Origin of the sequence: Acinetobacter rongchengensis, from assembly GCF_003611475.1 — a bacterium.
GTDB classification, from domain to species: domain Bacteria; phylum Pseudomonadota; class Gammaproteobacteria; order Pseudomonadales; family Moraxellaceae; genus Acinetobacter; species Acinetobacter rongchengensis.
This window is the reverse complement of record NZ_RAXT01000002.1, coordinates 1-23,121: the sequence shown is the minus strand read 5'-3', so window position 1 is coordinate 23,121 and position 23,121 is coordinate 1. Positions and strand designations below refer to the sequence as shown.

At 39.7% G+C, this 23,121-nt stretch carries 34 protein-coding genes and 1 pseudogene; 34 read left to right on the top strand and 1 reads right to left on the bottom strand.

Going from position 1 to position 23,121, the window contains the following annotated elements; translation table 11 throughout:
• Positions 1-4 precede the first annotated feature (4 nt).
• The 27 genes and pseudogenes from rplD to D7V20_RS01410 all read left to right on the top strand — a co-directional run bounded on the left by rplD (position 5) and on the right by D7V20_RS01410 (position 14,243).
• Complete coding sequence (rplD, locus tag D7V20_RS01540) at positions 5-607, top strand: 50S ribosomal protein L4 (protein ID WP_004725681.1); 603 nt, start codon at positions 5-7, stop codon at positions 605-607.
• Positions 604-924, top strand: coding sequence for a 50S ribosomal protein L23 (gene rplW / locus D7V20_RS01535; RefSeq protein ID WP_120382588.1), 321 nt, complete (start codon positions 604-606; stop codon positions 922-924). Before rplD ends, rplW begins: the two co-directional genes overlap by 4 nt.
• 11 nt (positions 925-935) lie before the next feature.
• Positions 936-1,760, top strand: coding sequence for a 50S ribosomal protein L2 (rplB, locus tag D7V20_RS01530; RefSeq protein WP_010111915.1), 825 nt, complete (start codon positions 936-938; stop codon positions 1,758-1,760).
• 19 nt (positions 1,761-1,779) lie between these two features.
• Positions 1,780-2,055 (top strand): 30S ribosomal protein S19, encoded by a 276-nt coding sequence (gene rpsS, locus D7V20_RS01525; protein WP_004281508.1) that lies wholly within the window; start codon positions 1,780-1,782, stop codon positions 2,053-2,055.
• A 9-nt stretch (positions 2,056-2,064) separates the two neighbouring features.
• On the top strand, positions 2,065-2,394 hold the full coding sequence (gene rplV / locus D7V20_RS01520) for a 50S ribosomal protein L22 (protein ID WP_004691320.1): 330 nt from the start codon (positions 2,065-2,067) through the stop codon (positions 2,392-2,394).
• Between the two features lies 1 nt (position 2,395).
• Positions 2,396-3,212: pseudogene (gene rpsC / locus D7V20_RS01515) on the top strand (30S ribosomal protein S3).
• Positions 3,152-3,565: a 50S ribosomal protein L16 gene (gene rplP, locus D7V20_RS01510; RefSeq protein ID WP_004725694.1), complete on the top strand. Its 414-nt coding sequence runs from the start codon at positions 3,152-3,154 to the stop codon at positions 3,563-3,565. Before rpsC ends, rplP begins: the two are co-directional and overlap by 61 nt.
• Positions 3,565-3,762, top strand: coding sequence for a 50S ribosomal protein L29 (rpmC, locus tag D7V20_RS01505; protein ID WP_004650482.1), 198 nt, complete (start codon positions 3,565-3,567; stop codon positions 3,760-3,762). Before rplP ends, rpmC begins: the two co-directional genes overlap by 1 nt.
• Entirely contained in the window at positions 3,759-4,016 is a 258-nt protein-coding gene (gene rpsQ / locus D7V20_RS01500) for a 30S ribosomal protein S17 (RefSeq protein WP_004725698.1), read from the top strand. Before rpmC ends, rpsQ begins: the two co-directional genes overlap by 4 nt.
• A gap of 91 nt (positions 4,017-4,107) precedes the next feature.
• The gene (gene rplN / locus D7V20_RS01495; RefSeq protein WP_004657680.1) at positions 4,108-4,476 is read left to right on the top strand and encodes a 50S ribosomal protein L14; all 369 of its coding nucleotides are present in this window, start codon (positions 4,108-4,110) and stop codon (positions 4,474-4,476) included.
• A gap of 11 nt (positions 4,477-4,487) precedes the next feature.
• Complete coding sequence (gene rplX, locus D7V20_RS01490) at positions 4,488-4,805, top strand: 50S ribosomal protein L24 (protein WP_120382586.1); 318 nt, start codon at positions 4,488-4,490, stop codon at positions 4,803-4,805.
• 16 nt (positions 4,806-4,821) lie between these two features.
• On the top strand, positions 4,822-5,358 hold the full coding sequence (gene rplE, locus D7V20_RS01485; protein ID WP_004725705.1) for a 50S ribosomal protein L5: 537 nt from the start codon (positions 4,822-4,824) through the stop codon (positions 5,356-5,358).
• 9 nt (positions 5,359-5,367) lie between these two features.
• Entirely contained in the window at positions 5,368-5,673 is a 306-nt protein-coding gene (gene rpsN / locus D7V20_RS01480) for a 30S ribosomal protein S14 (RefSeq protein ID WP_004825185.1), read from the top strand.
• A gap of 13 nt (positions 5,674-5,686) precedes the next feature.
• On the top strand, positions 5,687-6,082 hold the full coding sequence (gene rpsH / locus D7V20_RS01475) for a 30S ribosomal protein S8 (protein WP_120382585.1): 396 nt from the start codon (positions 5,687-5,689) through the stop codon (positions 6,080-6,082).
• Between the two features lie 13 nt (positions 6,083-6,095).
• Positions 6,096-6,629 (top strand): 50S ribosomal protein L6, encoded by a 534-nt coding sequence (gene rplF, locus D7V20_RS01470; RefSeq protein WP_120382584.1) that lies wholly within the window; start codon positions 6,096-6,098, stop codon positions 6,627-6,629.
• 14 nt (positions 6,630-6,643) lie between these two features.
• On the top strand, positions 6,644-6,994 hold the full coding sequence (gene rplR, locus D7V20_RS01465) for a 50S ribosomal protein L18 (protein WP_002049741.1): 351 nt from the start codon (positions 6,644-6,646) through the stop codon (positions 6,992-6,994).
• A gap of 2 nt (positions 6,995-6,996) precedes the next feature.
• A complete protein-coding gene (rpsE, locus tag D7V20_RS01460) occupies positions 6,997-7,494 on the top strand; it encodes a 30S ribosomal protein S5 (protein WP_010111943.1) in 498 nt (165 codons plus the stop codon).
• 6 nt (positions 7,495-7,500) lie between these two features.
• A complete protein-coding gene (gene rpmD / locus D7V20_RS01455) occupies positions 7,501-7,677 on the top strand; it encodes a 50S ribosomal protein L30 (RefSeq protein ID WP_089605404.1) in 177 nt (58 codons plus the stop codon).
• Positions 7,678-7,680: 3 nt separating this feature from the next.
• A complete protein-coding gene (gene rplO, locus D7V20_RS01450) occupies positions 7,681-8,121 on the top strand; it encodes a 50S ribosomal protein L15 (protein WP_120382583.1) in 441 nt (146 codons plus the stop codon).
• A gap of 45 nt (positions 8,122-8,166) precedes the next feature.
• A complete protein-coding gene (secY, locus tag D7V20_RS01445; RefSeq protein ID WP_171407731.1) occupies positions 8,167-9,486 on the top strand; it encodes a preprotein translocase subunit SecY in 1,320 nt (439 codons plus the stop codon).
• Positions 9,487-9,507: 21 nt separating this feature from the next.
• Positions 9,508-9,624: a 50S ribosomal protein L36 gene (rpmJ, locus tag D7V20_RS01440; RefSeq protein WP_000867907.1), complete on the top strand. Its 117-nt coding sequence runs from the start codon at positions 9,508-9,510 to the stop codon at positions 9,622-9,624.
• Between the two features lie 107 nt (positions 9,625-9,731).
• Positions 9,732-10,088: a 30S ribosomal protein S13 gene (gene rpsM / locus D7V20_RS01435; protein ID WP_005012957.1), complete on the top strand. Its 357-nt coding sequence runs from the start codon at positions 9,732-9,734 to the stop codon at positions 10,086-10,088.
• Between the two features lie 19 nt (positions 10,089-10,107).
• Positions 10,108-10,494, top strand: coding sequence for a 30S ribosomal protein S11 (gene rpsK, locus D7V20_RS01430; RefSeq protein ID WP_001040166.1), 387 nt, complete (start codon positions 10,108-10,110; stop codon positions 10,492-10,494).
• A gap of 12 nt (positions 10,495-10,506) precedes the next feature.
• Positions 10,507-11,133, top strand: a complete 627-nt coding sequence (gene rpsD, locus D7V20_RS01425; RefSeq protein WP_010112125.1) for a 30S ribosomal protein S4 — start codon at positions 10,507-10,509, stop codon at positions 11,131-11,133.
• Positions 11,134-11,150: 17 nt separating this feature from the next.
• Positions 11,151-12,158: a DNA-directed RNA polymerase subunit alpha gene (locus D7V20_RS01420; protein WP_004816876.1), complete on the top strand. Its 1,008-nt coding sequence runs from the start codon at positions 11,151-11,153 to the stop codon at positions 12,156-12,158.
• A gap of 18 nt (positions 12,159-12,176) precedes the next feature.
• Entirely contained in the window at positions 12,177-12,542 is a 366-nt protein-coding gene (gene rplQ, locus D7V20_RS01415) for a 50S ribosomal protein L17 (RefSeq protein ID WP_004281488.1), read from the top strand.
• A gap of 210 nt (positions 12,543-12,752) precedes the next feature.
• Complete coding sequence (locus D7V20_RS01410; RefSeq protein WP_120382581.1) at positions 12,753-14,243, top strand: flavin-containing monooxygenase; 1,491 nt, start codon at positions 12,753-12,755, stop codon at positions 14,241-14,243.
• A 173-nt stretch (positions 14,244-14,416) separates the two neighbouring features.
• Here the strand turns inward: D7V20_RS01410 and D7V20_RS01405 are convergent, their stop codons facing one another.
• A complete protein-coding gene (locus tag D7V20_RS01405) occupies positions 14,417-15,589 on the bottom strand; it encodes an acyl-CoA dehydrogenase family protein (RefSeq protein ID WP_120382580.1) in 1,173 nt (390 codons plus the stop codon).
• Positions 15,590-15,767: 178 nt separating this feature from the next.
• Here D7V20_RS01405 and D7V20_RS01400 point away from each other — a divergent pair, with 178 nt between their 5' ends.
• The 7 genes from D7V20_RS01400 to D7V20_RS01375 all read left to right on the top strand — a co-directional run bounded on the left by D7V20_RS01400 (position 15,768) and on the right by D7V20_RS01375 (position 22,973).
• Positions 15,768-16,025, top strand: coding sequence for an FAD assembly factor SdhE (locus D7V20_RS01400; RefSeq protein WP_120382579.1), 258 nt, complete (start codon positions 15,768-15,770; stop codon positions 16,023-16,025).
• Positions 16,012-16,413, top strand: coding sequence for a protein YgfX (locus tag D7V20_RS01395; protein ID WP_407923913.1), 402 nt, complete (start codon positions 16,012-16,014; stop codon positions 16,411-16,413). The genes D7V20_RS01400 and D7V20_RS01395 overlap by 14 nt, the downstream gene beginning before the upstream one ends.
• Positions 16,414-16,619: 206 nt before the next feature.
• Positions 16,620-16,766: a hypothetical protein gene (locus D7V20_RS19805; RefSeq protein WP_171407725.1), complete on the top strand. Its 147-nt coding sequence runs from the start codon at positions 16,620-16,622 to the stop codon at positions 16,764-16,766.
• Positions 16,767-16,983: 217 nt separating this feature from the next.
• Positions 16,984-18,081 (top strand): hypothetical protein, encoded by a 1,098-nt coding sequence (locus tag D7V20_RS01390; RefSeq protein WP_120382577.1) that lies wholly within the window; start codon positions 16,984-16,986, stop codon positions 18,079-18,081.
• A gap of 61 nt (positions 18,082-18,142) precedes the next feature.
• Positions 18,143-18,733, top strand: coding sequence for a rhombosortase (rrtA, locus tag D7V20_RS01385; protein WP_120382576.1), 591 nt, complete (start codon positions 18,143-18,145; stop codon positions 18,731-18,733).
• Positions 18,734-19,262: 529 nt separating this feature from the next.
• On the top strand, positions 19,263-21,461 hold the full coding sequence (locus D7V20_RS01380; RefSeq protein ID WP_120382575.1) for a TRAP transporter large permease subunit: 2,199 nt from the start codon (positions 19,263-19,265) through the stop codon (positions 21,459-21,461).
• Positions 21,462-21,722: 261 nt separating this feature from the next.
• Positions 21,723-22,973 (top strand): hypothetical protein, encoded by a 1,251-nt coding sequence (locus tag D7V20_RS01375; protein WP_120382574.1) that lies wholly within the window; start codon positions 21,723-21,725, stop codon positions 22,971-22,973.
• Positions 22,974-23,121: the final 148 nt, after the last annotated feature.

Sequence of the window (23,121 nt, the reverse complement as noted above, 5' to 3'; positions counted from 1 at the left end):
TAACGTGAATTTAAAAACTGTTTCCGGCTCTGCTGTTGAATTATCAGAAGTAGCTTTCGGTCGTGATTTTAATGAAGCTCTTGTACACCAAGTTGTTACAGCTTACTTAGCTGGTGGTCGTCAAGGTTCTAAAGCTCAAAAATCACGTGCAGACGTTTCTGGCGGTGGTAAAAAACCATTCCGTCAAAAAGGTACTGGTCGAGCTCGTGCGGGTTCTATTCGTAGCCCAATCTGGGTTGGTGGTGGTAAAACTTTTGCTGCTCGTCCACAAGATTGGTCTCAAAAAGTTAACCGTAAAATGTACCGCGGTGCAATGCAATGTATCTTAGCTGAACTTGTTCGCCAAGATCGTCTTGTATTAGTTGAAGAGTTTGCTGTTGAAGCGCCTAAGACTAAAGAGTTGCTTGCAAAACTTAACGGCTTGAACGCTACTCGCGCATTAATCGTTACAGAAGCTGTAGATGAAAATCTATATTTAGCTGCTCGTAACCTTCCACACGTTGATGTGGTTGATGCTGCTGGGATCGATCCTGTTGGTTTGATTGCGTTCGATAAAGTTGTTATGTCTGTTGCTGCTGCTAAGAAAATTGAGGTAGAACTCGGATGAACAACGAACGTATCTATCAAGTCCTAAAAGGACCTGTTTTTTCAGAAAAAGCACAAGTTTTAGGTGAAACTGCTGGTGTTCAAGTGTTTAAAGTTGCACTAGATGCAAACAAGCTTGAAATCAAAAAAGCAGTAGAACAATTATTTGGTGTGGAAGTTGTTAAAGTTAACACGACTATCACTAAAGGTAAGACTAAGCGCTTTGGTAAAACATTAGGACGTCGTTCTGATGTTAAAAAAGCATACGTCACCCTGAAAGCTGGCCAAGATGTTGAAATGGCTGACTTGGGCGATACCGCTGAAAGCGCAGCGGAATAAGGACGAAAATTATGCCAATTCAAAAATGTAAGCCAACGTCTCCAGGACGTCGCTTTGTAGAGAAAGTCGTTCACGACCATCTTCACAAAGGTGCGCCTTATTCGCCGTTGGTTGAAGCTAAAAAACGTACTGGTGGTCGTAATAACAACGGTCACATTACGACTCGTCACGTTGGTGGTGGTCATAAGCAACACTATCGTATCGTTGACTTTAAACGTAACAAAGATGGCATTCCTGCTGTAGTTGAGCGTATTGAATACGATCCTAACCGTACATCACATATTGCATTAGTTCTTTATGCTGATGGTGAGCGTCGTTATATCATTGCTCCTAAAGGTTTACGTGCTGGTGATAAAGTACAGTCTGGTAACGATGCTCCAATTCGTCCAGGTAACTGCTTACCGCTTCGTAATATGCCAATCGGTTCTACACTACATAACATCGAGCTTAAAATTGGTAAGGGTGCACAATTAGTGCGTTCTGCTGGTACTTCTGCTCAATTGTTAGGTCGTGACGGTTCTTACGCTATCGTTCGTTTACGTTCTGGTGAAATGCGTAAAGTACATGTTGAATGCCGTGCTGTGTTAGGTGAAGTGTCTAACTCAGAAAGCAACCTTCGTTCACTTGGTAAAGCAGGTGCATCACGCTGGCGTGGCGTTCGTCCTACCGTTCGTGGTATGGCGATGAACCCAGTAGACCATCCACATGGTGGTGGTGAAGGGCGTAACAAAGGTATTCAACCTGTAAGCCCATGGGGTCAAAAAGCTAAAGGGTACAAGACACGTACCAACAAGCGTACGACTAAGATGATCATTCGCGACCGTCGCGTTAAGTAACAAGTAAAGGAATCTGACAATGCCTCGTTCTCTGAAAAAAGGCCCATTCGTCGATGCGCACTTGTTCGCTAAGGTTGAAGCGGCTATCGCGGCTAATAACCGTAAGCCGATCAAAACTTGGTCGCGTCGTTCGATGATCCTCCCGGATTTTGTTGGTTTAACAATTTCTGTACACAATGGCCGTAACCATGTTCCAGTGATCGTATCTGAACATATGGTTGGTCACAAACTTGGTGAATTCGCGCCAACTCGTACCTATCGTGGTCACGGTGTTGACAAGAAGTCTAAACGTTAAGGTGCTATGATGGAAGTTACTGCTAAATTACGCGGTGCCGCTATCTCGGCACAAAAAACTCGTTTGGTTGCAGACCTAATCCGTGGCAAATCTGTTGCTCACGCGCTTAATATTCTTAACTTCAGCAACAAAAAAGCTGCAGTTTTGGTTAAAAAAGCATTGGAATCTGCAATTGCAAACGCTGAACACAATAACAGTTTAGATGTAGACGACCTTAAAGTTACTACGATTTACGTTGATGAAGGCACTAGCCTTAAACGTATTATGCCACGTGCAAAAGGCCGTGCAGATCGTATTACTAAGCGTACTTGTCACATTACCGTTAAGGTAGGGGTTTGATATGGGTCAGAAGGTTCATCCAATCGGTATCCGCCTTGGTGTTGTAAAACGTCATAACGCCAACTGGTATGCGAGTCCGAAACAATACGCTGAATATTTGCTTAAAGATCTTCAGGTTCGTGAGTTTTTAACTAAAAAACTTAAGAGCGCAATGGTCAGCAAAATTCTTATCGAACGTCCTACAGGCGCTGCTAAAGTAACAATTAGCACTGCTCGTCCAGGTATCGTAATCGGTAAAAAAGGCGAAGATATTGAAAAATTACAGCGTGAACTTACTCAAATTATGGGTGTGCCAGCGCAAGTAAGCATCAACGAAATCGATCGCCCAGACTTAGACGCTCGTTTAGTTGCTGAAGCAATTGCTTCTCAATTAGAGAAACGTGTAATGTTCCGTCGTGCTATGAAGCGTGCGGTACAAAACTCAATGCGTGCTGGTGCTAAAGGTATCAAAGTTGAAGTATCTGGTCGTTTAGGTGGTGCAGAGATTGCACGTACTGAATGGTATCGTGAAGGTCGTGTACCTTTACATACACTTCGTGCTGATATCGACTATGCAACTATGCGTGCAGAGACTACTTACGGTACGATCGGTGTTAAAGTTTGGATTTTCCGTGGTGAGATTTTAGGTGGCATGAAACAAGTCATGAACCCTGCTCCTGCTGAAGAACGTCCAGCTAAACGTGGTCGCGGTCGTGGTGAAGGTCAAGAGCGCCGTGGTCGTCGCAACGATCGTTCTGCTGAAAAAGGAGAATAATCCATGTTGCAACCTAAGCGTACAAAATTCCGTAAAGTGCAAAAAGGCCGTAATACTGGTCTAGCACATCGCGGTAGCACTGTATCTTTCGGTACGATTGCACTTAAATCTGTTGAGCGTGGTCAAATGACAGCTCGTCAAATTGAAGCAGCACGTCGTACAATCAGCCGTCGTGTAAAACGTGGTGGTAAGATCTTTATCCGTGTTTTCCCAGACAAACCAATTACTGAAAAACCATTAGAAGTTCGTATGGGTAAAGGTAAAGGTTCTGTGGAATACTGGGTTTGCCAAATCAAACCAGGTAAGATCTTGTACGAAATGGATGGTGTTAGTGAAGAATTGGCACGCGAAGCGTTTACGCTTGCTGCGGCTAAGCTTCCATTTAAAACCACTATCGTTACTAAGACGGTGATGTAATGAAAACTAAAGATCTACGTGAAAAATCGGTAGAAGAGTTGACAGCTTTGCTTGATGAGCAACAGCTTAACCAATTCCGTCTTCGTATGGCGAAAGCAACAGGTCAATTGGGTAAATCGCATGAAGTTGCGCTTACTCGTAAGACAATTGCTCGTATCAAGACCCTCCTTACCGAAAAACAGGGGAACGGACAATGAGTGAGCAAACAGTTCGCACGTTAACAGGCAAAGTCGTAAGTGACAAAATGGACAAGTCTATTGTTGTACTTATTGAACGCCGCGTTCAACACCCGTTGTATGGCAAATCAATCCGCCGTTCAACTAAATTACACGCTCATGATGAAAACAACACAGCTAAAACTGGTGATGTTGTGACCATCAAAGAAAGCCGCCCAATCTCAAAAACTAAAGCTTGGACTTTAGTGGAAGTTATTGAAGCTGCTGCTGAGTAATTAACGTTCTTGTTGCATCATCGGTCAATTTCGAGTACTCTTTGAGCCTTTCGAAATTGCGACCGGTGATGCTCGGTTTTGGAGTAGGGCAATGATTCAAACCGAAAGTATGCTAGACGTAGCAGACAACAGTGGTGCTCGCCGCGTACAATGTATTAAAGTACTTGGTGGTTCACATCGTCGTTATGCTTCTGTTGGCGACATTATTAAAGTTACTGTAAAAGAAGCTATTCCACGCGCACGTGTTAAAAAAGGTGACGTGATGAATGCTGTTGTTGTACGTACAAAATTCGGCATCCGTCGTCCAGATGGTTCTGTTATTCGTTTCGACGATAATGCAGCTGTTATTTTGAACAACAACAAAGCACCGATTGCAACTCGTATTTTCGGACCAGTGACTCGTGAACTTCGTACTGAACAGTTCATGAAAATCATTTCATTGGCTCCTGAAGTTCTATAATAGAGGCAATCATGGCTAAGATTAGAAAAGGCGATCAAGTAATTGTGATCGCAGGTAAAGAAAAAGGCAAACAGGGTACTGTTTTGTCTGTTTCAAATGACCAAGTTAAGGTTGAAGGCCTTAATTTAGTTAAGAAGCATCAAAAGCCGAATCGTGCAACAGGTGCTGAAGGCGCTATCGTTACACAAGAAGCTTCGCTTCATATTTCAAACGTGGCGATTTTTAATGCTACAACCCAAAAGGCTGACCGTGTTGGTTACCAAGTGACTGAAGGCGTGAAAACTCGCGTTTACAAGTCAAATGGTGAATCAGTGGCGGTAGCGAAGTAATAGGTTGAAATAGGCTATGGCCAGACTTAAAACACGTTATAACGACGAAATCCGAGCTAAGTTAAAAGAAGAACTTGGTTTGGGTAATGTGATGGAGATTCCTCGCATCACTAAAATCACCATCAACATGGGTGTTGGTGCAGCTTCAGCTGATAAGAAATTATTAGATGGCGCTTTGGCTGATATGCAAGCTATCGCTGGTCAAAAACCAGTACTTACTTTAGCTCGTAAATCAATCGCTGGTTTTAAAATCCGTGATGGTTGGCCGATTGGTTGTAAAGTAACTTTACGCGGCGAACAAATGTACGAATTCTTAGACCGTTTGATCTCTATTGCGATCCCTCGTATTCGTGACTTCCGCGGTTTTTCTGCGAAATCATTCGATGGTCGTGGTAACTACTCAATGGGTCTCAAGGAACAAATTATGTTCCCTGAAATCGATTTTGATAAGATCGATCGTATTCGTGGTATGGATATTACTATCACTACGACTGCTCGCACCGATGACGAAGGCCGTGCGCTAATCCGTGCATTTGGCTTCCCGTTCAAATAAGAGGTCGATATGGCTAAGAAAGGTATGATTAATCGCGAATTGAAACGCGAAGCTACAGTTGCAAAATATGCTGCAAAACGTGCTGAATTAAAAGCAACGATTGCAAACGTAAATGCATCTGATGAAGAACGTTTCGAAGCGATGATGAAGTTACAAGCATTACCACGTAATGCGTCTCCAGTACGTCTTCGTAACCGTTGTGGTTTAACTGGTCGTCCTCATGGTTACTTCCGTAAGTTCGGTTTAAGCCGTAACAAATTACGCGATACAGTAATGCAAGGTGATGTACCGGGCGTTGTTAAGGCAAGCTGGTAAGGAGCGACTATAAATGAGTATGCAAGATACCGTTGCCGACATGTTAACTCGTGTTCGTAACGCACAAATGGCAAAGAAACAAACTGTTTCTATGCCTAATTCTAAGTTGAAAGTTGCAATTGCAAATGTACTTCAACAAGAAGGTTACATTTCAAATGTAGATGTTGCTGATTCTGAAGGCAAAGCTACTTTGACAATTACTTTAAAATATTTTGAAGGCAAACCAGTTATTGAAACTGTGAAGCGTGTAAGCCGTCCAGGTCTACGCCAATATCGCGGTAAAGATAGCTTACCTAGCGTTAAGCAAGGTTTAGGTATTGCAATTGTTTCTACAAGCAAAGGCATCATGACTGATCGCGCTGCACGTGCTGCGGGCATCGGTGGTGAAGTTATTGCTTTTGTTTCTTAATAGGTGATTCCTCATGTCTCGTGTGGCTAAAGCCCCAGTAGCTGTACCTAACGGTGTAACAGTTACTCAGAACGGCCGGCAGGTCGAAGTGAAAGGCAGTAAAGGTACTTTGTCTTTCAACCTGCATGCGCTGGTCGAGCTTAAACAGGAAGAAGGTCAACTTCATATTGCTCCAGTTAAAGAATCTCGCGATTCTTGGATGCAAGCTGGTACTGCTCGCGCTGTTCTTAACAACCTTGTTAAAGGTGTTAACGAAGGCTTCGAACGTAAGTTACAACTGATCGGTGTTGGTTATAAAGCTGCGGTTAAAGGTACTATTGTTAACCTTAACCTTGGTTACTCTCACCCAATCGATTACTCTCTTCCAGAAGGCGTAACTGCAGAAACTCCTACTGCTACTGAAATCATTTTGAAATCAGCGAATAAGCAGTTGTTGGGTCAAGTGGCTGCAGAAATCCGTGCTTACCGTGCTCCTGAACCATATAAAGGTAAAGGTGTTCGTTATTCGGATGAAGTTGTGCTTCGTAAAGAAGCTAAGAAGAAATAAGGCGCGAGGTTCTTATGAACGAAAAGAAACAATCCCGTTTGCGTCGTGCGAAAAGCACACGCTTGCACATTCGTGCATTGGGTGCGACTCGTTTGTGTGTAAACCGCACTCCGCGTCACATCTATGCGCAAGTTATTTCAGCAGATGGTGGCAAAGTATTAGCGCAAGCTTCTACTTTGGATGCATCTTTGCGTAGTGGTACTACTGGTAACGTTGATGCGGCTACTAAAGTAGGTGCTTTAATCGCAGAGCGTGCTAAAGCAGCTGGTGTTACTAAAGTTGCATTTGACCGTTCTGGTTTTAAATATCATGGTCGTATCAAAGCCTTGGCTGATGCTGCTCGTGAAAACGGCTTGGAGTTCTAATCATGGCTAAAGTTGAACAAAACGAAGGTCTTGTTGAAAAGCTGGTTGCCGTTGATCGTGTAGCCAAAGTTGTTAAGGGTGGTCGTATTTTCTCTTTCACAGCATTGACTGTGGTAGGTGATGGTAATGGTCGCGTAGGTTTTGGTCGTGGTAAAGCACGTGAAGTTCCAGCTGCTATTTCTAAAGCACTTGAAGCTGCACGTCGTAACATGATTACTGTTGATCTAGTTGACGGTACTGTTCAGCATCCTATCAATGCTCGTCACGGTGCAAGCCGCGTTTACATGCAACCTGCTTCTGAAGGTACAGGTGTAATTGCTGGTGGTGCTATGCGTGCAGTGTTAGAAGCTGTAGGTGTACGTAACGTATTGACTAAATGTTATGGTTCTACAAACGCTGCTAACGTAGTAAACGCAACTTTCAACGGTTTGCGTGATATGACTTCTCCTGAGAAAGTTGCTGCGAAACGTGGTCTTTCAGTAGAACAAATTTTAGGGTAATCAATCATGAAAACGATTAAAGTTACCCAGACTAAATCTTCTGCGCATCGTTTGAAAAATCACAAACTTTGCCTACAAGGTTTAGGTCTGCGTCGTATTGGTCATACAGTAGAAGTGGTGGATACACCTTCTAACCGTGGTATGATCAACAAAGTCTACTATATGGTTAGTGTAGAGGAATAAGCCATGACTCTGCGTTTAAATGAGCTTGCACCTGCTGAAGGTGCAAAACGTGAAAACCGTCGTTTAGGCCGTGGTATCGGTTCTGGCGTTGGTAAGACTGGTGGCCGTGGTGTCAAAGGTCAAAAATCACGTAAAAGTGGTGGCGTTCGTCCAGGTTTTGAAGGTGGTCAAACTGCGTTATACCGTCGTTTACCTAAATTCGGTTTCACAAGCCAATTGGCTTTGAAAACTGCCGAAGTACGTTTGTCTGAACTTGCTAAAGTTGAAGGTGATGTGATTTCACTTGAAACTTTAAAAGCTGCGAATGTTGTACGTAAAGATATGGTGCGTGCTCGTATCGTTCTTTCTGGTGAAATCACTCGTGCATTCACTGTACAAGGTGTTGCATTGACTAAAGGCGCTAAAGCTGCTGTTGAAGCTGCTGGCGGTAAATTCGAGGAGTAATCGCGAGTGACTATGTCTCCTAGTTCTTCAGGTCATGTGAACATGATGAAAGGTCAACCATTTCATGTGAAATACCGTGAAATTATTCACCGATTAATGTTTTTAATTGGTGCATTAGTTGTCTTTCGACTAGGAGCGCATATTCCGCTGCCAGGTATTGATAACGTCGCTCTAGAACGTTTTTTCAAAGCTAATGAAGGTACTTTTTTAGGTTTGTTTAATATGTTCTCGGGCGGGGCATTAGAGCGAATGTCAATTCTTGCGTTAGGAATTATGCCTTACATTTCTGCATCTATTATTGTGCAGTTAATGTCTACGGTTGTTCCTTCGTTAGAGGCATTAAAAAAGGAAGGCGAGCAGGGTAAGCGTAAGATTAATCAATATACGCGTTACGGCACCCTTTTACTTGCATTAGTCCAAGGTATTGGAATGTGTGCTGGTCTGATCAGTCAAGGGATTACTTTGACGTCAGGGCTAGCTTTTTACGTTCCAGCACTAACTTCGTTAGTTGCAGGTACTATGTTCTTAATGTGGTTAGGTGAGCAGATTACTGAACGTGGTGTTGGTAATGGTATCTCAATGATTATCTTTGCAGGTATTGTTGCTGGTTTACCAAACTTAGTGATCCAAGCATTTACATCTGTAGATAATGGTCAATCAAGTTTAATTGGTTTGGCAATATTTGGATTACTATCAATTGCTGTATTAGCAGCAATTGTGTTCATTGAAAAAGCTCAACGTCGCATACCTGTTAACTATGCTCAAAAGCAGCAAGGGCGTCGCGTATTTACTGCACAGCAGACACATTTGCCATTGAAAATTAATATGGCAGGGGTAATTCCAGCAATTTTCGCTAGTTCGTTATTGTTGTTCCCTGCAAGCTTAGGTCAATGGTTAGGTAGTGCTGATCCAAATGCAGGATTCGTGAAGCGTGCGCTACAAGATTTGGCATTAGTATTATCGCCTGGACAACCTTTGTATTTGGTGCTCTTCGGTGCGTTAATTATCTTTTTCTGCTACTTCTATACGGCGCTGGTTTTCAGCCCAAAAGAGGTTTCGGAAAACTTGAAACGCAGTGGAGCTTACGTACCTGGTATTCGCCCAGGTGAGCAAACTGCTCGTTACTTAGATCATATTCTTAATCGTTTGACATTTATTGGTGCTATATACATCACAGTTATCTGCTTAATGCCGATGATCTTGCAAAGTTCTTTTGGTATTCCGTTCCACTTGGGCGGTACCTCATTACTTATTGTGGTTGTAGTGGTTATGGACTTTATGGCTCAGCTTCAAGCCCACTTAACGTCGCATCAGTATGATAATCAATCGTTAATGAGAAAAACGACTGCTCATCCTAAGGGATAAGCGCACTTAGAAGGTTTCATCATGAAAGTACAAGCTTCTGTAAAAAAAATTTGTGGTAGCTGTAAAGTTATCCGTCGTAATGGGGTTATTCGCGTAATTTGCAGCGCAGAACCTCGTCATAAGCAGCGTCAAGGTTAATTTAATTAAGACCTGTTGATTTCAGTAGGCTAATTAGGTTATTATCCGCCCCTCAAGATTTTTGTGGGGCGGTTGATTATCTCTACTGCCTTTTTGGAGAAATTTGAATGGCTCGTATTGCCGGTGTAAACATTCCGGATAACAAGCATGCTGTTATCTCTCTCACGTATATTTTTGGTATTGGCCGTCACACTGCTAAAAACATTTTAGCTGCTGCAGGCATTGCTACTACTACTAAAATTCGTGAATTAGATGATGCTCAGCTTGATGCGATTCGTGCAGAAGTTGCTAAGGTTCCGACCGAAGGTGATTTACGTCGCGAAATTTCCATGAACATTAAACGTTTAATGGATTTAGGCTGCTATCGTGGTCTTCGTCATCGTCGCAGCTTGCCTGTTCGCGGACAACGCACCAAAACTAACGCACGTACCCGTAAAGGTCCGCGCAAACCTATTAAGAAATAAGATTTCTGGAAGCTAAAAGATGGCTAAAGATACTCGCACACGCAAGAAGGTCACTCGTACCGTCTCTGAAGGTGTTGCACACATTCACGCTTCTTTTAATAACACCATTGTGACTATTACCGATCGTCAAGGTAATGCACTGGCTTGGGCTACCTCTGGTGGACAAGGCTTCCGTGGATCACGTAAATCAACTCCGTTTGCTGCTCAGGTAGCTGCTGAAGTTGCTGGTAAAGCTGCTTTAGATTACGGTTTGAAAAACTTGGACGTCCTTGTAAAAGGTCCTGGTCCTGGTCGTGAATCTGCGGTTCGTGCTTTAGGTGCAGTGGGTTATAAAATTAACAGCATTACCGATGTGACGCCAATCCCGCACAACGGTTGCCGTCCACCTAAAAAACGTCGCGTGTAAGGAGAAACATTCATGGCTCGTTATATTGGTCCAAAATGCAAACTCTCTCGCCGCGAAGGGACAGACCTGCAATTAAAATCTGGCGTTAAACCATTTGACGTCAAAACTAAAAAAGCCGCTAAAGCTCCTGGCCAACATGGCGGAGCTCGTGGTGGTAAACAATCTGAGTACTCACTACAATTACGTGAAAAACAAAAAGTACGTCGTATGTACGGTGTTTTAGAACGTCAATTTAGTAACTACTATAAAGAAGCTGCTCGTGTTAAAGGCGCAACAGGTGAAAACTTGTTGAAATTGCTTGAAAGCCGCCTCGATAACGTTGTTTATCGCATGGGTTTTGGTTCTACACGTGCAGAAGCTCGTCAGCTAGTATCTCACCGTTCAATCACTTTAAATGGTCGTCGCGTTAACATCGCGTCAATCCAAGTTAAAGCGGGTGACGTGATCGCAGTTCACGAAGGCGCTAAACAACAATTACGTATTAAAAACGCAATTGAATTGGCTGCTCAACGTGGTACAGCTTCTTGGATTGAAGTAGATCATTCAAAACTTGAAGGTACATTTAAAGCTGCACCAGATCGTTCTGATTTACCTGCTGAAATCAACGAAAGCTTGATTGTAGAATTGTATTCTAAATAATCCTTGAGGTAGCAATAATGACGCGTACTGCAAACGAGTTTCTAACTCCGCAAGCGATCAAGGTCGAAGCGGCAAGCGGGACCTCGGCAAAAGTGATTCTTGAACCGTTAGAGCGTGGTTTTGGCCATACTCTTGGTAATGCTTTACGTCGCATCCTATTATCTTCTCTACCTGGCGCTGCCGTGGTGGAAGTTGAGATAGAAGGTGTCGAGCACGAGTACAGTACTTTAGAAGGCTTGCAGCAGGACATCGTCGAGCTCTTGCTGAACCTAAAAGGATTGTCTATTAAGCTGTTCGATCAAAACGAAGCATATTTAACATTAGAGAAACAAGGACCTGGCGACGTAACTGCTGCTGATCTTCGTTTACCTCATAATGTCGAAGTGGTTAACCCTGAACATTTGATTGGTACTTTAAGTGCTTCTGGCTCATTGAAAATGCGCCTGAAAGTTTCTCAAGGCCGTGGTTATGAAACATCTGACTCTCGTTTCCCTGAAGGTGAAACACGTCCTGTTGGTCGTTTACAGTTAGATGCTTCTTATAGCCCAATCAAGCGCGTGTCTTACACAGTGGAAAACGCTCGTGTAGAACAACGTACTGACCTTGATAAGCTCGTCATTGATCTTGAAACAAATGGTACTGTAGATCCTGAAGAAGCGATCCGCAAAGCGGCGACAATCTTGCAACAACAAATTGCAATTTTTGTTGATCTTCAGAAAGATCAAGCTCCAGTTGCTCAAGAACCACGTGAAGAAGTTGATCCAATTTTGCTTCGTCCAGTAGATGATCTAGAGCTTACTGTTCGTTCTGCTAACTGTTTGAAAGCAGAAAATATTTACTACATTGGTGATCTAGTACAGCGCACTGAGGTTGAGTTACTTAAAACGCCTAACCTTGGTAAAAAATCGCTTACAGAGATCAAAGATGTTCTGGCTTCTAAAGGCTTACAACTCGGCATGCGTTTAGAGAACTGGCCACCAGCTAGTCTCCGTATGGACGATCGTTTCGCCTATCGTAGCCGTTAATTAAGTAGGACTATCACCATGCGTCATCGTAATAGTGGTGTGAAATTAGGCCGTACCAGCAGCCATCGTAAAGCGATGTTCCAAAACATGGCGAATTCTTTGTTTGAGCATGAGTTGATCAAAACAACTGTGCCTAAAGCAAAAGAATTACGTCGTGTTGCTGAGCCTTTAATCACTTTAGCTAAAAACGATACTGTAGCAAACCGTCGTTTGGCATTTGCTCGTACTCGTTCAGCAGCAACAGTTGGTAAATTATTTACCGTTCTTGGCCCTCGTTACAAAGAACGTAACGGCGGTTATCTACGTGTTCTTAAAGCTGGTTTCCGTGCAGGTGATGCTGCGCCGATGGCTTATGTAGAACTTGTGGATCGTGAAGTAAACTAATTACTTATACGCCATAGAACAATCGGTTGTTCGAAAAAGGTCGGTATTTTACCGACCTTTTTTTATTCTAAAAATTAATAATTGTTAGACAATATAAGAAGTTGTCCCCAAGTGATATGAAATTTGTCGGAAAAATACAAACTTGACATTGCGTATTGTCAATTTTATGATTTAATAAAAATGTACTCTTAAATAGGTTATAAAAAGAACATGGAAAGACAGGTTGATATTCTGATTGTAGGCGCAGGTATTTCTGGTATAGGTGTGGCTGCGCATTTATCTAAAAATTCACCACAACGTTCGTTCGAAATTATTGAGCGTCGTGAAAGTTTTGGTGGAACTTGGGATTTATTTAAATATCCTGGTATCCGTTCAGATTCTGATATGTCGACTTTTGGTTTTAATTTTAAACCATGGCAAAAAGCCAATGTTTTGGCTGATGGAGCTTCAATTAAAGGCTATGTTGCTGAAGTTGTAGAAGAATATAAATTAAAAAACAAAATTCATTTTCAACATCGTGTACGTACAGCAAATTATGATTCTTCAATTAAAAAGTGGTTTGTTGAAATTGAAGACCAAAGCGGAAAATTACAGACCTGGGTCGCTAATTTTGTTGTCGGTTGTACGGGGTATTACAATTATGACCAAGGTTATCAGCCTGATTTCCCAAATAAAGATGCATTTAAAGGCGAGTTTATTAATCCTCAATTTTGGCCAGAAAAGTTAGATTATACTGGTAAAAAAGTGGTTATTATCGGTAGTGGCGCAACGGCAATTACTTTAGTTCCAGCCATGTCGAAAGGCGGAGCGTCTCATGTAACGATGTTGCAACGTTCACCAACTTATATTGCATCTATTCCATCTGTTGATTTTGTTTATGACAAGATGCGTAAAGTGTTACCTGAGGATGTGGCGTATAAATTAACTCGTGCACGTAATATTGGAATGCAACGAGGCATTTATGCACTTGCTCAAAAGCAACCAAAATTACTGCGCAGATTCCTTTTAAAATCAATTGAAATGCAATTAAAAGGTAAAGTGGATATGAAACATTTTACCCCACACTATAATCCTTGGGATCAGCGTTTATGTGTGGTTCCTGATGGTGATCTATTTAAGATTTTACGTTCAGGTAAAGCCAGTGTTGAAACAGATCAAATAGAAAAAATTACTGAGACAGGAATTTTATTAAAGTCAGGTAAGCACTTGGATGCGGATATTATTGTATCTGCAACAGGTCTAGAAATTCAGATTCTAGGAGGTATTAAAGCCACGATTGATGGCAAACCAATGAATACTTCACAACATATGCTTTATCAAGGTGTAATGGTCAGTGATGTGCCGAATATGGCGATGATTATTGGATATATTAATGCTTCGTGGACACTCAAAGTGGATATTGCAGCAGACTATATTTGCCGTCTTGTGAATTACATGGATCAAAAAGGCTTTGATGAAGTTATTCCTCAAGGTGATGCGACTGAATTAATGGAAGATACTGTAATGGGAAGCCTAAGTTCTGGTTATATTGCCCGTGCAGCTGATGTGATGCCAAAACAAGGTAAACATGCACCATGGAAAGTATCGAATAATTATTTAGCAGATCGTAAAGAATTGAAAAATGCTCGATTTGATGATGGTGTGTTAAAATTTTATAAGCGTGAAGCTCAAGCAGAAAAGAAGCCTAAACTTGTTTCTTAATTGATGTAGAAAAATTAAAAGGAGCGAAAGCTCCTTTTTTTATGTGTTATTTAAAAATAGAAGAACGTATTCAACACACTCAAATTTTTTTGATTAAACTAGATTGTTATTTGATGCATAGAAAAGGAGTAAAAAGACTCCTTTTCTTGTTTTATTTAAAGATGAATTAAAAGCTATAAAGAACGTGAAATGAGTTCTTTCATAATTTCATTGGTTCCTGCATAGATTCGGTTGGCTCTATTGTCAATATATGCACGAGCAATAGGGTATTCAAGCATATAGCCATAGCCACCATGTAACTGCAAACACTCATCAACAACGTTTGAAAATAACTCAGAAATTTTATATTTTGCAGCTGCGGCAGCTTCGATTCCTAACGTGCCTTCGAGTTGTAGTTCCATGCAACGATCGAGATAAGCACGACAGAAATCAATTTCTGTACGCATTTCTGCCAGTTTAAAACGTGTATTTTGAAAAGCACCAATCGGTTTGTTAAAAGCTTTACGGTCTTTGGTGTATTGCACAGTATGGGCAAAAGCGGCTTCAGCACCCGCTTGGCAGATAATCGCAACAAGCATGCGTTCCCAAGCCAGTTCTTTCATTAACATGATAAAACCCATGCCTTCCATACCTATTAAGTTTTCTTTAGGTACACGGACATCTTCAAAGAATAATTCGCAAGTGTCTTGACCTTTCATACCAATTTTATTTAATGGTTGGCCTTTGGTAAAACCAGCACGATCAGCTTCAACAATGATTAATGAAAGATTGGCAGATCCTTTATCCGAGCTACCTGTTTTACATACAACAATTGCCATATCACATAAATAACCATTGGTAATAAAGATTTTAGAACCATTGATCACATAATCATCACCATCTAAAACAGCAGTGGTGCGAACACCTTGTAAGTCTGAACCAGTACCTGGTTCGGTCATTGCAATCGCTGTAACAACCTCACCTGATGCCATTTTAGGTAGCCATTTTTTCTTTTGTTCTTCATTTGCAAAATTGTTGAGATAATTGGCGACAATATCTGAATGCAATGAAAAACCCGTTGCAGAGTCCATTGCATACGCTTGTTCTTCGATCAGGATCATGCTGTATAAACGGTCTACGCCATAACCGCCATATTCTTCTGGCATGGTTGCACATAAGAGACCTAATGCCCCAGCTTTATTCCATAAATCACGATCTACATGTTGTTGTTTTTCATATTTTTCGATATTGGGTACAACTTCTTTTTCATAGAATTTACGTACAGTTTCTCTAAATGCCTCATGTTCAGCATTAAATAATTTACGCGGTAGCATGTTTGCTAAAGGTCGAATGGCGCCTGATTGCATTTTTATATGATCCAAATAGAATTTTAGTCCTTAGAAATTATGTGAAACTGCTAGGCGTCGCAATGAGATGAATGCTCAAAACAAATCAAAAAATGATGAATTTGGTCATTTAGATAAAAGAAGAAAATTTTAAATAGAAATGAGGTAAACTATGCTTGAATTTAAAAAGGGGAAAATAATGTCTGATGAAATAACATTAGAAGAGCGTAAAGTGATCTATCGTGCTCGACGTGGTTTAAAAGAAATCGACGTTTATTTTGATCCTTATGTAAAGCAGTATTACTTACAAGCTGATGCTCATGAACGTGCTTTATTTAAAGAATTGGTTGATCAAGAAGATCCAGATTTGCTTGATTGGTTTATGGAAGTATCTGAACCACCACGTTCTGAACTACGTGATTTGATCACTAAATTAAAAAAATATGTCCATGGATAGTCAAGCCGTCCATTATTGTTATCATTTAAAACCCAGTCGATTTGCACTGGGTTTTCAATTTTTATGTTTATTTTTCATGTTAACTTTGATCTATTTCACGATGGGTATTTGGCTAAGCATGGGCTGTTTTATCATTGCTTATTTGAGTTTAATTTTTTTTCGTCGTCGCAATAGCGCTTATAAATTAGAACAATTGGATTATCAATTCTGGTCAATACAATACCAATCATCTCAAAAAATCCAGCATGTGAAAATTGAACGATTTATTGATCATGGTGTTTACATTGCAGTCAATTTTGAGGATAAAAAATTAATGCCTTTCATCATTTGGCAGGATCAAATCACACAATATCAGTGGAAATCTCTAAAAACACGCTGTAAATTCTAAAAATTGTCTAACAAAATAAAATAGTTAAAAATTTTTTATAATATTAAAAAACATAGACTTATTTTAAATTTATATGGAATATAGTGTTTTGTTAGACGAAAACAAATGAAAAATAGTAAATATGCAGATTGTCGGACAATTATCTGAATGTATTTGAGAACTTCATTGTAAATTAAAAAAACCAACAGCGAATGAGGGATTTCCTAATGAGTGAAATTCATACGTTTTGGTTTCTAATCATCGCGATTGTTTTTGCGATTAGTATAGGAAGATTAGGAACTGTGCTGAGGGAACAGATTGAGAAAGCGAATGAAAATAAGCTAACCAAGCTCAAAACCAATAAACTCTCCTAAGAGTTTACCTTTTAACAAGTAGCATGTGCAGAACCGTCGCAATGCTACTTTTTTTTGCCTAAAATTCGTATAAATATAAACTTAGGTCAATTGAATTGTTTTGCCTTTGTGGCACATTGATTCGATAAAATTAGAGCAATTACTCTTTTATTCGGAGAGTGCATCTGATATTGTTGGTTAAAAAGGACATAAACACAATTATATAGAGGACAGGAAAATGTCTAAGGTCCACAAATTTGGTCAATTGATGCTGACCGCTGTTGTCGCTTCATCTGTTTTATCTGGCTGTTCATATGTAGTGAAATCTGGTGCAAATATTGCAATTGGATTTAGTGAAAAACATATTGTCCCACCGATTCTTACGGGTGGGGACACAGATATGGCATGTAATTCTGGAAATGCATTAACACCAGCCATTATGGCAACAAAGGATATGGGGGCAGATCCAACCCGTATGGCGGTGCTTCTCTATTCAGCCGCTGGTATGTGTGCAGAAAACCGTGCCTTAGATGCTGAACTCAGATATTTACGTGCTTCAAAAGACGGCAAAGTAACAGAAGCTCAAGATGCGCGTGTAGAACAGAAGCGTTGGGCAGCACTGGCTGCAGAGCGCCAATATACAGGTTATCAACTTTTTGCTGAACGTTGGCAGGCGAAATATAAATATACTTTGGGCGATTCATGTCCAACCATGCGTAAAGACTTGGATCAAACAGTTTATTTAATTGGTATGCTGAGTGGTTTACAGGCGATGACCAATGATATTAACTCTGGAGGTGCAGTGAATGTGCCGAAGGATATTGCTGCGATTGTAGAACGTGGTATGGCATGTTTGGATAATAATAAATTTTGGGGTGCACCAAATGCAACACGTGCAGTTATTTGGACCTTGTTACCTGGTGCTGGAGATGGTAAACCTGATCCAATACAGACTTTGCAACAATCGATGCAAATTGCTGAGCAGAAAGGGGTTCGTTTAGCGTTTGCGATGAATGCGGTTGCTGCACAAGCGAGCGGTGACGATACTAAATTGCGTAATGCTTTAAAAGCATATGCTGCGTCTCGTGCAGAAGATAAACCTGTTAACCCAGAGTTTAGATTATTGGATAGTATGGCGGGTCATATGATTCAAGGTATTGCAGACCGTTATTGGACAGAAAACACGGGTGTGCGTGCTGCTGATGATGGAATGTCTACATTCTGGGATGAGCAAAATACATCAGGTGATGACGAATTATTTAATGATTTTCCTGCACCAACAGACAGTTCTGATGTAGCTACACCAACAGAAGAAGTGACTGGAAGTAGTGAGTAATACGATTTTAATAAATTTTCACTAAAAGAAGAGCAACGGCTCTTCTTTTTGCTGGTGGATAATGGAAAGACAACAACTCCGTCTAAGTTGCTTCATGATAATAGGATGCGCTATTTTTTTTGGTATTCTTCAATTTTTTCAGCAGCATTTGATTTATCAATATGATGTTCTATTTTCACAACCATGGCGTATATGGACCGGGCATTGGGTACATGTAGGTTGGATTCATTATTTATTAAATATTCTAGCCTTTGCTTGTTTACCATTTTTATTTTCCAATATTAGGTGGTGGTATTTAATAGTATTACTTATCATATTGCCTGTATTGTTAAGTATTATTTTTCATTTCATTTATCCAAATGTTTTTGCGTATGCAGGTTTATCAGGGATTTTGCATGGGCTATTTATTTTTTGTGCGATTGTGAGTTTAAATGAAAAAAAAGAGCGGTACTTTGCGAGTATTATTCTGCTGCTCATACTGATTAAAATTATTTGGGAATATTACTTTGGCTCATTTCAAACTGCTCAATTGATTGGTCATCCAGTACTCACTCAGGCGCATTTATGGGGAGCAATATTTGGTACATTGTTGGCAATAATTTGTATTATTTTTCGTATAGAGGTGATTGAAAAAGTGAACAAGAATGTTTAAAAAATAATAAAGTCTTATTTTAATCTAATCAGATATATTTAATTAAAATAAATACTTGGGTAGGTGGTATGGTTGATAATAGAGTATGATTTGATTAATTGTTTAAAATATAGGCGAATATCAAATTTTAGAAATTAATGTCGATTTTGGTTGATTCTTTCAACATTAAAGGTATTTTAGTTATTGATATAAACTCGGAAATATATCAATGATTATTACAGTGATAGGTGTAGCACTTCATTTTCTTTAAATTTTCTAATTTATCACATGAGTGTATAAAGCTTAGTGAGTAAATATCAACTATTAAGATTAAACCCAAAGTGTATGTAAGTTTCTGAGCTATGGCTTGAGTTGGCAAAAAGTGCCTTAAATAATCGAAGCAATGTCATATTCTTTTTTGAAAAATTAAGGAAAATTTAAGTTGTAATAATAGGAATGGGTATTGGTAAAGGACTTTACCATTGACCAAAATAAAATATGCGTTATGCAAACCATTGTATGACGGCGATATATAAAAACTGGAATAACAATGCAAGAACCTGTAAATAAAAGATCAGGATTAGGTCTACTCAGTTATCTCTGGAATGAGTGGTTCTCAACCTTTTCCATACTTATCCTGCTTCTTCTGACCCTCATTATTGGGACAGGGGATATGATTCATGGGCAAATGCTCCGTTTTGGTGAAAAACTTTACGGAAATGAACAAATAGGAATGCAGTATTCTTATTTAAGAGCAGAGCCTCAAAAGCCTTCTTGTGATCCTAATCTGAATATTGACACCCTCGTAAAAGAAAAAATGCAACAGGAAGCAAATGATCCTGATGTGGCATTTTTCGGGGTAACTCCTGAGGCCGATATCAGACAATCATTTATGGCTGCACAACAAGAATGTGAAGGAAAATTTGCTTTCTACGATAAATCCATGAAATACATGGAAGAACATACCACTATTCGTGCTTACCGTACGATGGAAACAGGGTTCTTCTGGATTCTAAAATGGGGCGTGGAAAACCGAGTTATTCTTCTTGTCGTTATGGTGATGATTGCTGCAATTTCAGCTTCTTTGAAAATGCATCATATTGGTCTGCGTCCAGCAAGAACTAAACTTGATCATAAAGTTTATTCGATTGCTATGATCGTAGGTAACGCATTCCTGAGTTTCTCTGTATTTAGCCAGTATCGTTCAGTATTGAATTCAGGGGTTGTTTCTACCTTTGAAACGCTTGCTGTATATTGGCTATGGATGTTTTTATTCGTCAGCTTAACACTGATTAGTTTATTCCAACTGTTCCGTACCCCTGCAAATGCAGAAGAAGGCGGTAAATTTGGCCTAGCCTTGTTATGTATTCCTTTATATGCCTTTATGGCAATTATCACGGGAATCGCCTTTACCTTCTTCATGGATTATCCAATGGGGCAAGGGATTTACCTTGGCTTTTTGGTTGAATTCTCAGGAATTTTCTTAAACTTAGCACTGTTTATTTGGGCAGGTATGTTGTTGACCCAAACACGTGTTATGGATTTATTCTTGGCAATTCTACGTCCATGGAATCTTGCACCTGAAACATTGACTTGGATTATTTTGATTGGTGCTGCTATTCCAACCGCTTACACGGGTGCTTCGGGTATCTTCGTTGTGGCGGCTGGTGCGATCATTTATAAGGAAGTGTGGAACTCTGGTGCACGACGTCAATATGCATTGGCAGTATCTGCAATGTCAGGTTCATTGGGTGTGGTATTACGTCCATGTATTCTGGTTATTCTGATTTCGATGTTGGATAGCCGTCATGTAACATCTGATGAATTATTCGATCATGGTATTTATGTATTTTGGTTAACTGCGTTTATTTTCCTAGGTGTGTCTTTATTGCTTGCTGAAAATAAATTCCGTATTAATTCACCAAAAATTGCTGTACCGGGCATGCTTCGAGCTTTTGTTCCAGTCATTCCATATATTTTAATTGCGATCATTGTTATAGGATTCTATAAGTATGGTCTAGATACGCAAATGGATGAGTTTACAGCACCTGTAATTCTTCCAATCATGCTGTTGGCATTTATTTTATTCGATAAAGTTTTAGGTAATAAGTTACCTACGCCTGAAAATCCGAATAGAGCTTTAGAGCTTGAGCATGAACGCAAGTCAGAGTATTTACGTGAACATGGCGAAGATGCTGAAAAGAAACGTAGTTTTGCTGGTGCGATCCGCTATGCGACTTCTGAGAGTGTTGGACATATCGGTGCGTTAATTATTCTTATGGCCTTGTCCGTGAGTATTGGTGGTTTGATTGAACGCAGTGAAATTGTGACTTTAATACCAACGCATCTTGGTAGTATCTTGATTACACTTGGTTTCATGGCACTCTTACTTGCCTTGATTGGTATGACGACAGACCCATTTGGCGCTGTAATTTTGGTTGCTACAACTGTTGCTCCTGTGGCATTTGCGAATGGCATACATCCGATTCATTTCTGGATGGTGGTATTGGTGGCTTTCGAGTTTGGTTATGTTACACCACCCGTTGCATTGAATCACTTGCTGACACGAATGTCGGTCGGAGATGCCGAGGTTGCCGCTGCTGATGCAGAGGCAAAAGCCAAATATACAAGCTTCTACTATCGTTATGAGCGTTGGATTTTACCAATGGTGGTATTGTTCTCAGCTTTAGTCATCGTGACTTACATTCCTTACTTCTTTAACTTATTTGATTGGTATCCGAGCAAATAACGTTACGATAAAAAGCACCTTCGGGTGCTTTTTTGCTGATTAGATGTTTAAAATTTAAATTTATTTATCACAGGATCTCTTGGTTTTGTTATTGATCCATTATGCCGAGTATAAAGTAATCATTACTTTTAATCGGTGGTAAAGTTGGTTATTATTTAAAATAATTAAAAAAATGGGTGAAATTTTGCTCATACATATACGATTTTATTAAAAATAAAGTTTTATGGCAGTGTTTGTCTGAGACATTTTAAGGGGTAAATAATGGGGAAATATAAGTATTATAAAATCAAGACAATAAAAGACTGGGCTGGTGAGGATTGGGACGTTTATGATGAAAAAAAGACACCGTCAGGCATTATCATTAATCAAGGATGGCCATATTCTTTAACACCAAGAGATGGTATTGGGGGAAAATTCATTTTCATTTTGACCCCTGAAATTGCAGAATTTGTTAAAACACATTCTATTACTGAAGTTGAACAGCAGCTTGATTTAAGTACGAGTATGGTTGCTAAATTTAGACGAACTTTAGGTATTCAAAATAGATTTATTTATCGCGATGATCAGTGGATTTTAGAACATCAAGATGAGCTTTTATATGACAGCTTGGATGAACTAAAAAGTAAATATGGCTTTAAAAGAACACAGGTTTATCAACATAAAAAGTGGTTGGCTGAATTGATTGATATTCCTGCGAAAACAAAGCTTAGAGCAAGTAAAGCGGAGATTTTACGAGAACAATGGTTCAATGATCATAAATCACAAATGTTAAATATGACTGCTCAAGAAATTGCAGAAGCATTTCAAGTAAGTTTATTTATTGCAAAAAATGCATATAATCGTATTTGCTTAGAACAAGGTGAAAATACTTTCTCTGAGCAGGTTCAACAAGATAAAAAAGACAAAAAACAATGGCTCTTAGACAACCAAAATGAGCTTCTACATTCTGGAAAAACCATCGCTGAATTAGCTGACCAGTTTAATAAAACCACTGGGCAAATTCTTCGTGCAAAAGCCAAGCTTCGTGAAATTTTACAAATACCCAAAGTCGTAGAGCAAAATGAAAAGTGGCTATTGGAACATCAAGAAGTTCTACTCAATCCTAATTTCAGTAATGAGGAGTTGGCAAAAAAATTGGGTATTAATCTATCGCTAGTCGATCGTAGAAAAGGGAGGCTTAAAAGGCTGTTAAATATCCCTCATCATGTGGATCTAGTTCAAGATTGGCGGTTACGAAACCAAGATATTTTACTTTCATTACATTTGAGTATTGCTGAAATTGCAAAAATTCTAAATCGAAAAGAAAAATATATTGTTAAAAACCGTATGATTTTAAGGAAGTTTTTAAATATCACGATAGAGGATCAAAAAAAAGCTTGGGTATTGGAACATCAACAAGATTTAGAACAGCTGAGTGTTGAGAAGTTCCAAGAAAAATATCAGCTAGGACGTTATACGGTTCTAGGCTATCAAAAGCTTTTAATTCAACTGAAACAAAATGAAATGCTTTAAATATTGAATATTCCTTATGTATTTATTAAGATTTATTAATTAATAATAGGTCATAATAATGATAAATAATATCTTTGGTATTTTAGATAAATTAGGTTTTGGCACACGAAAGCGTGCGATCAATGCCCAGTTTTCAAATGTGGAACTA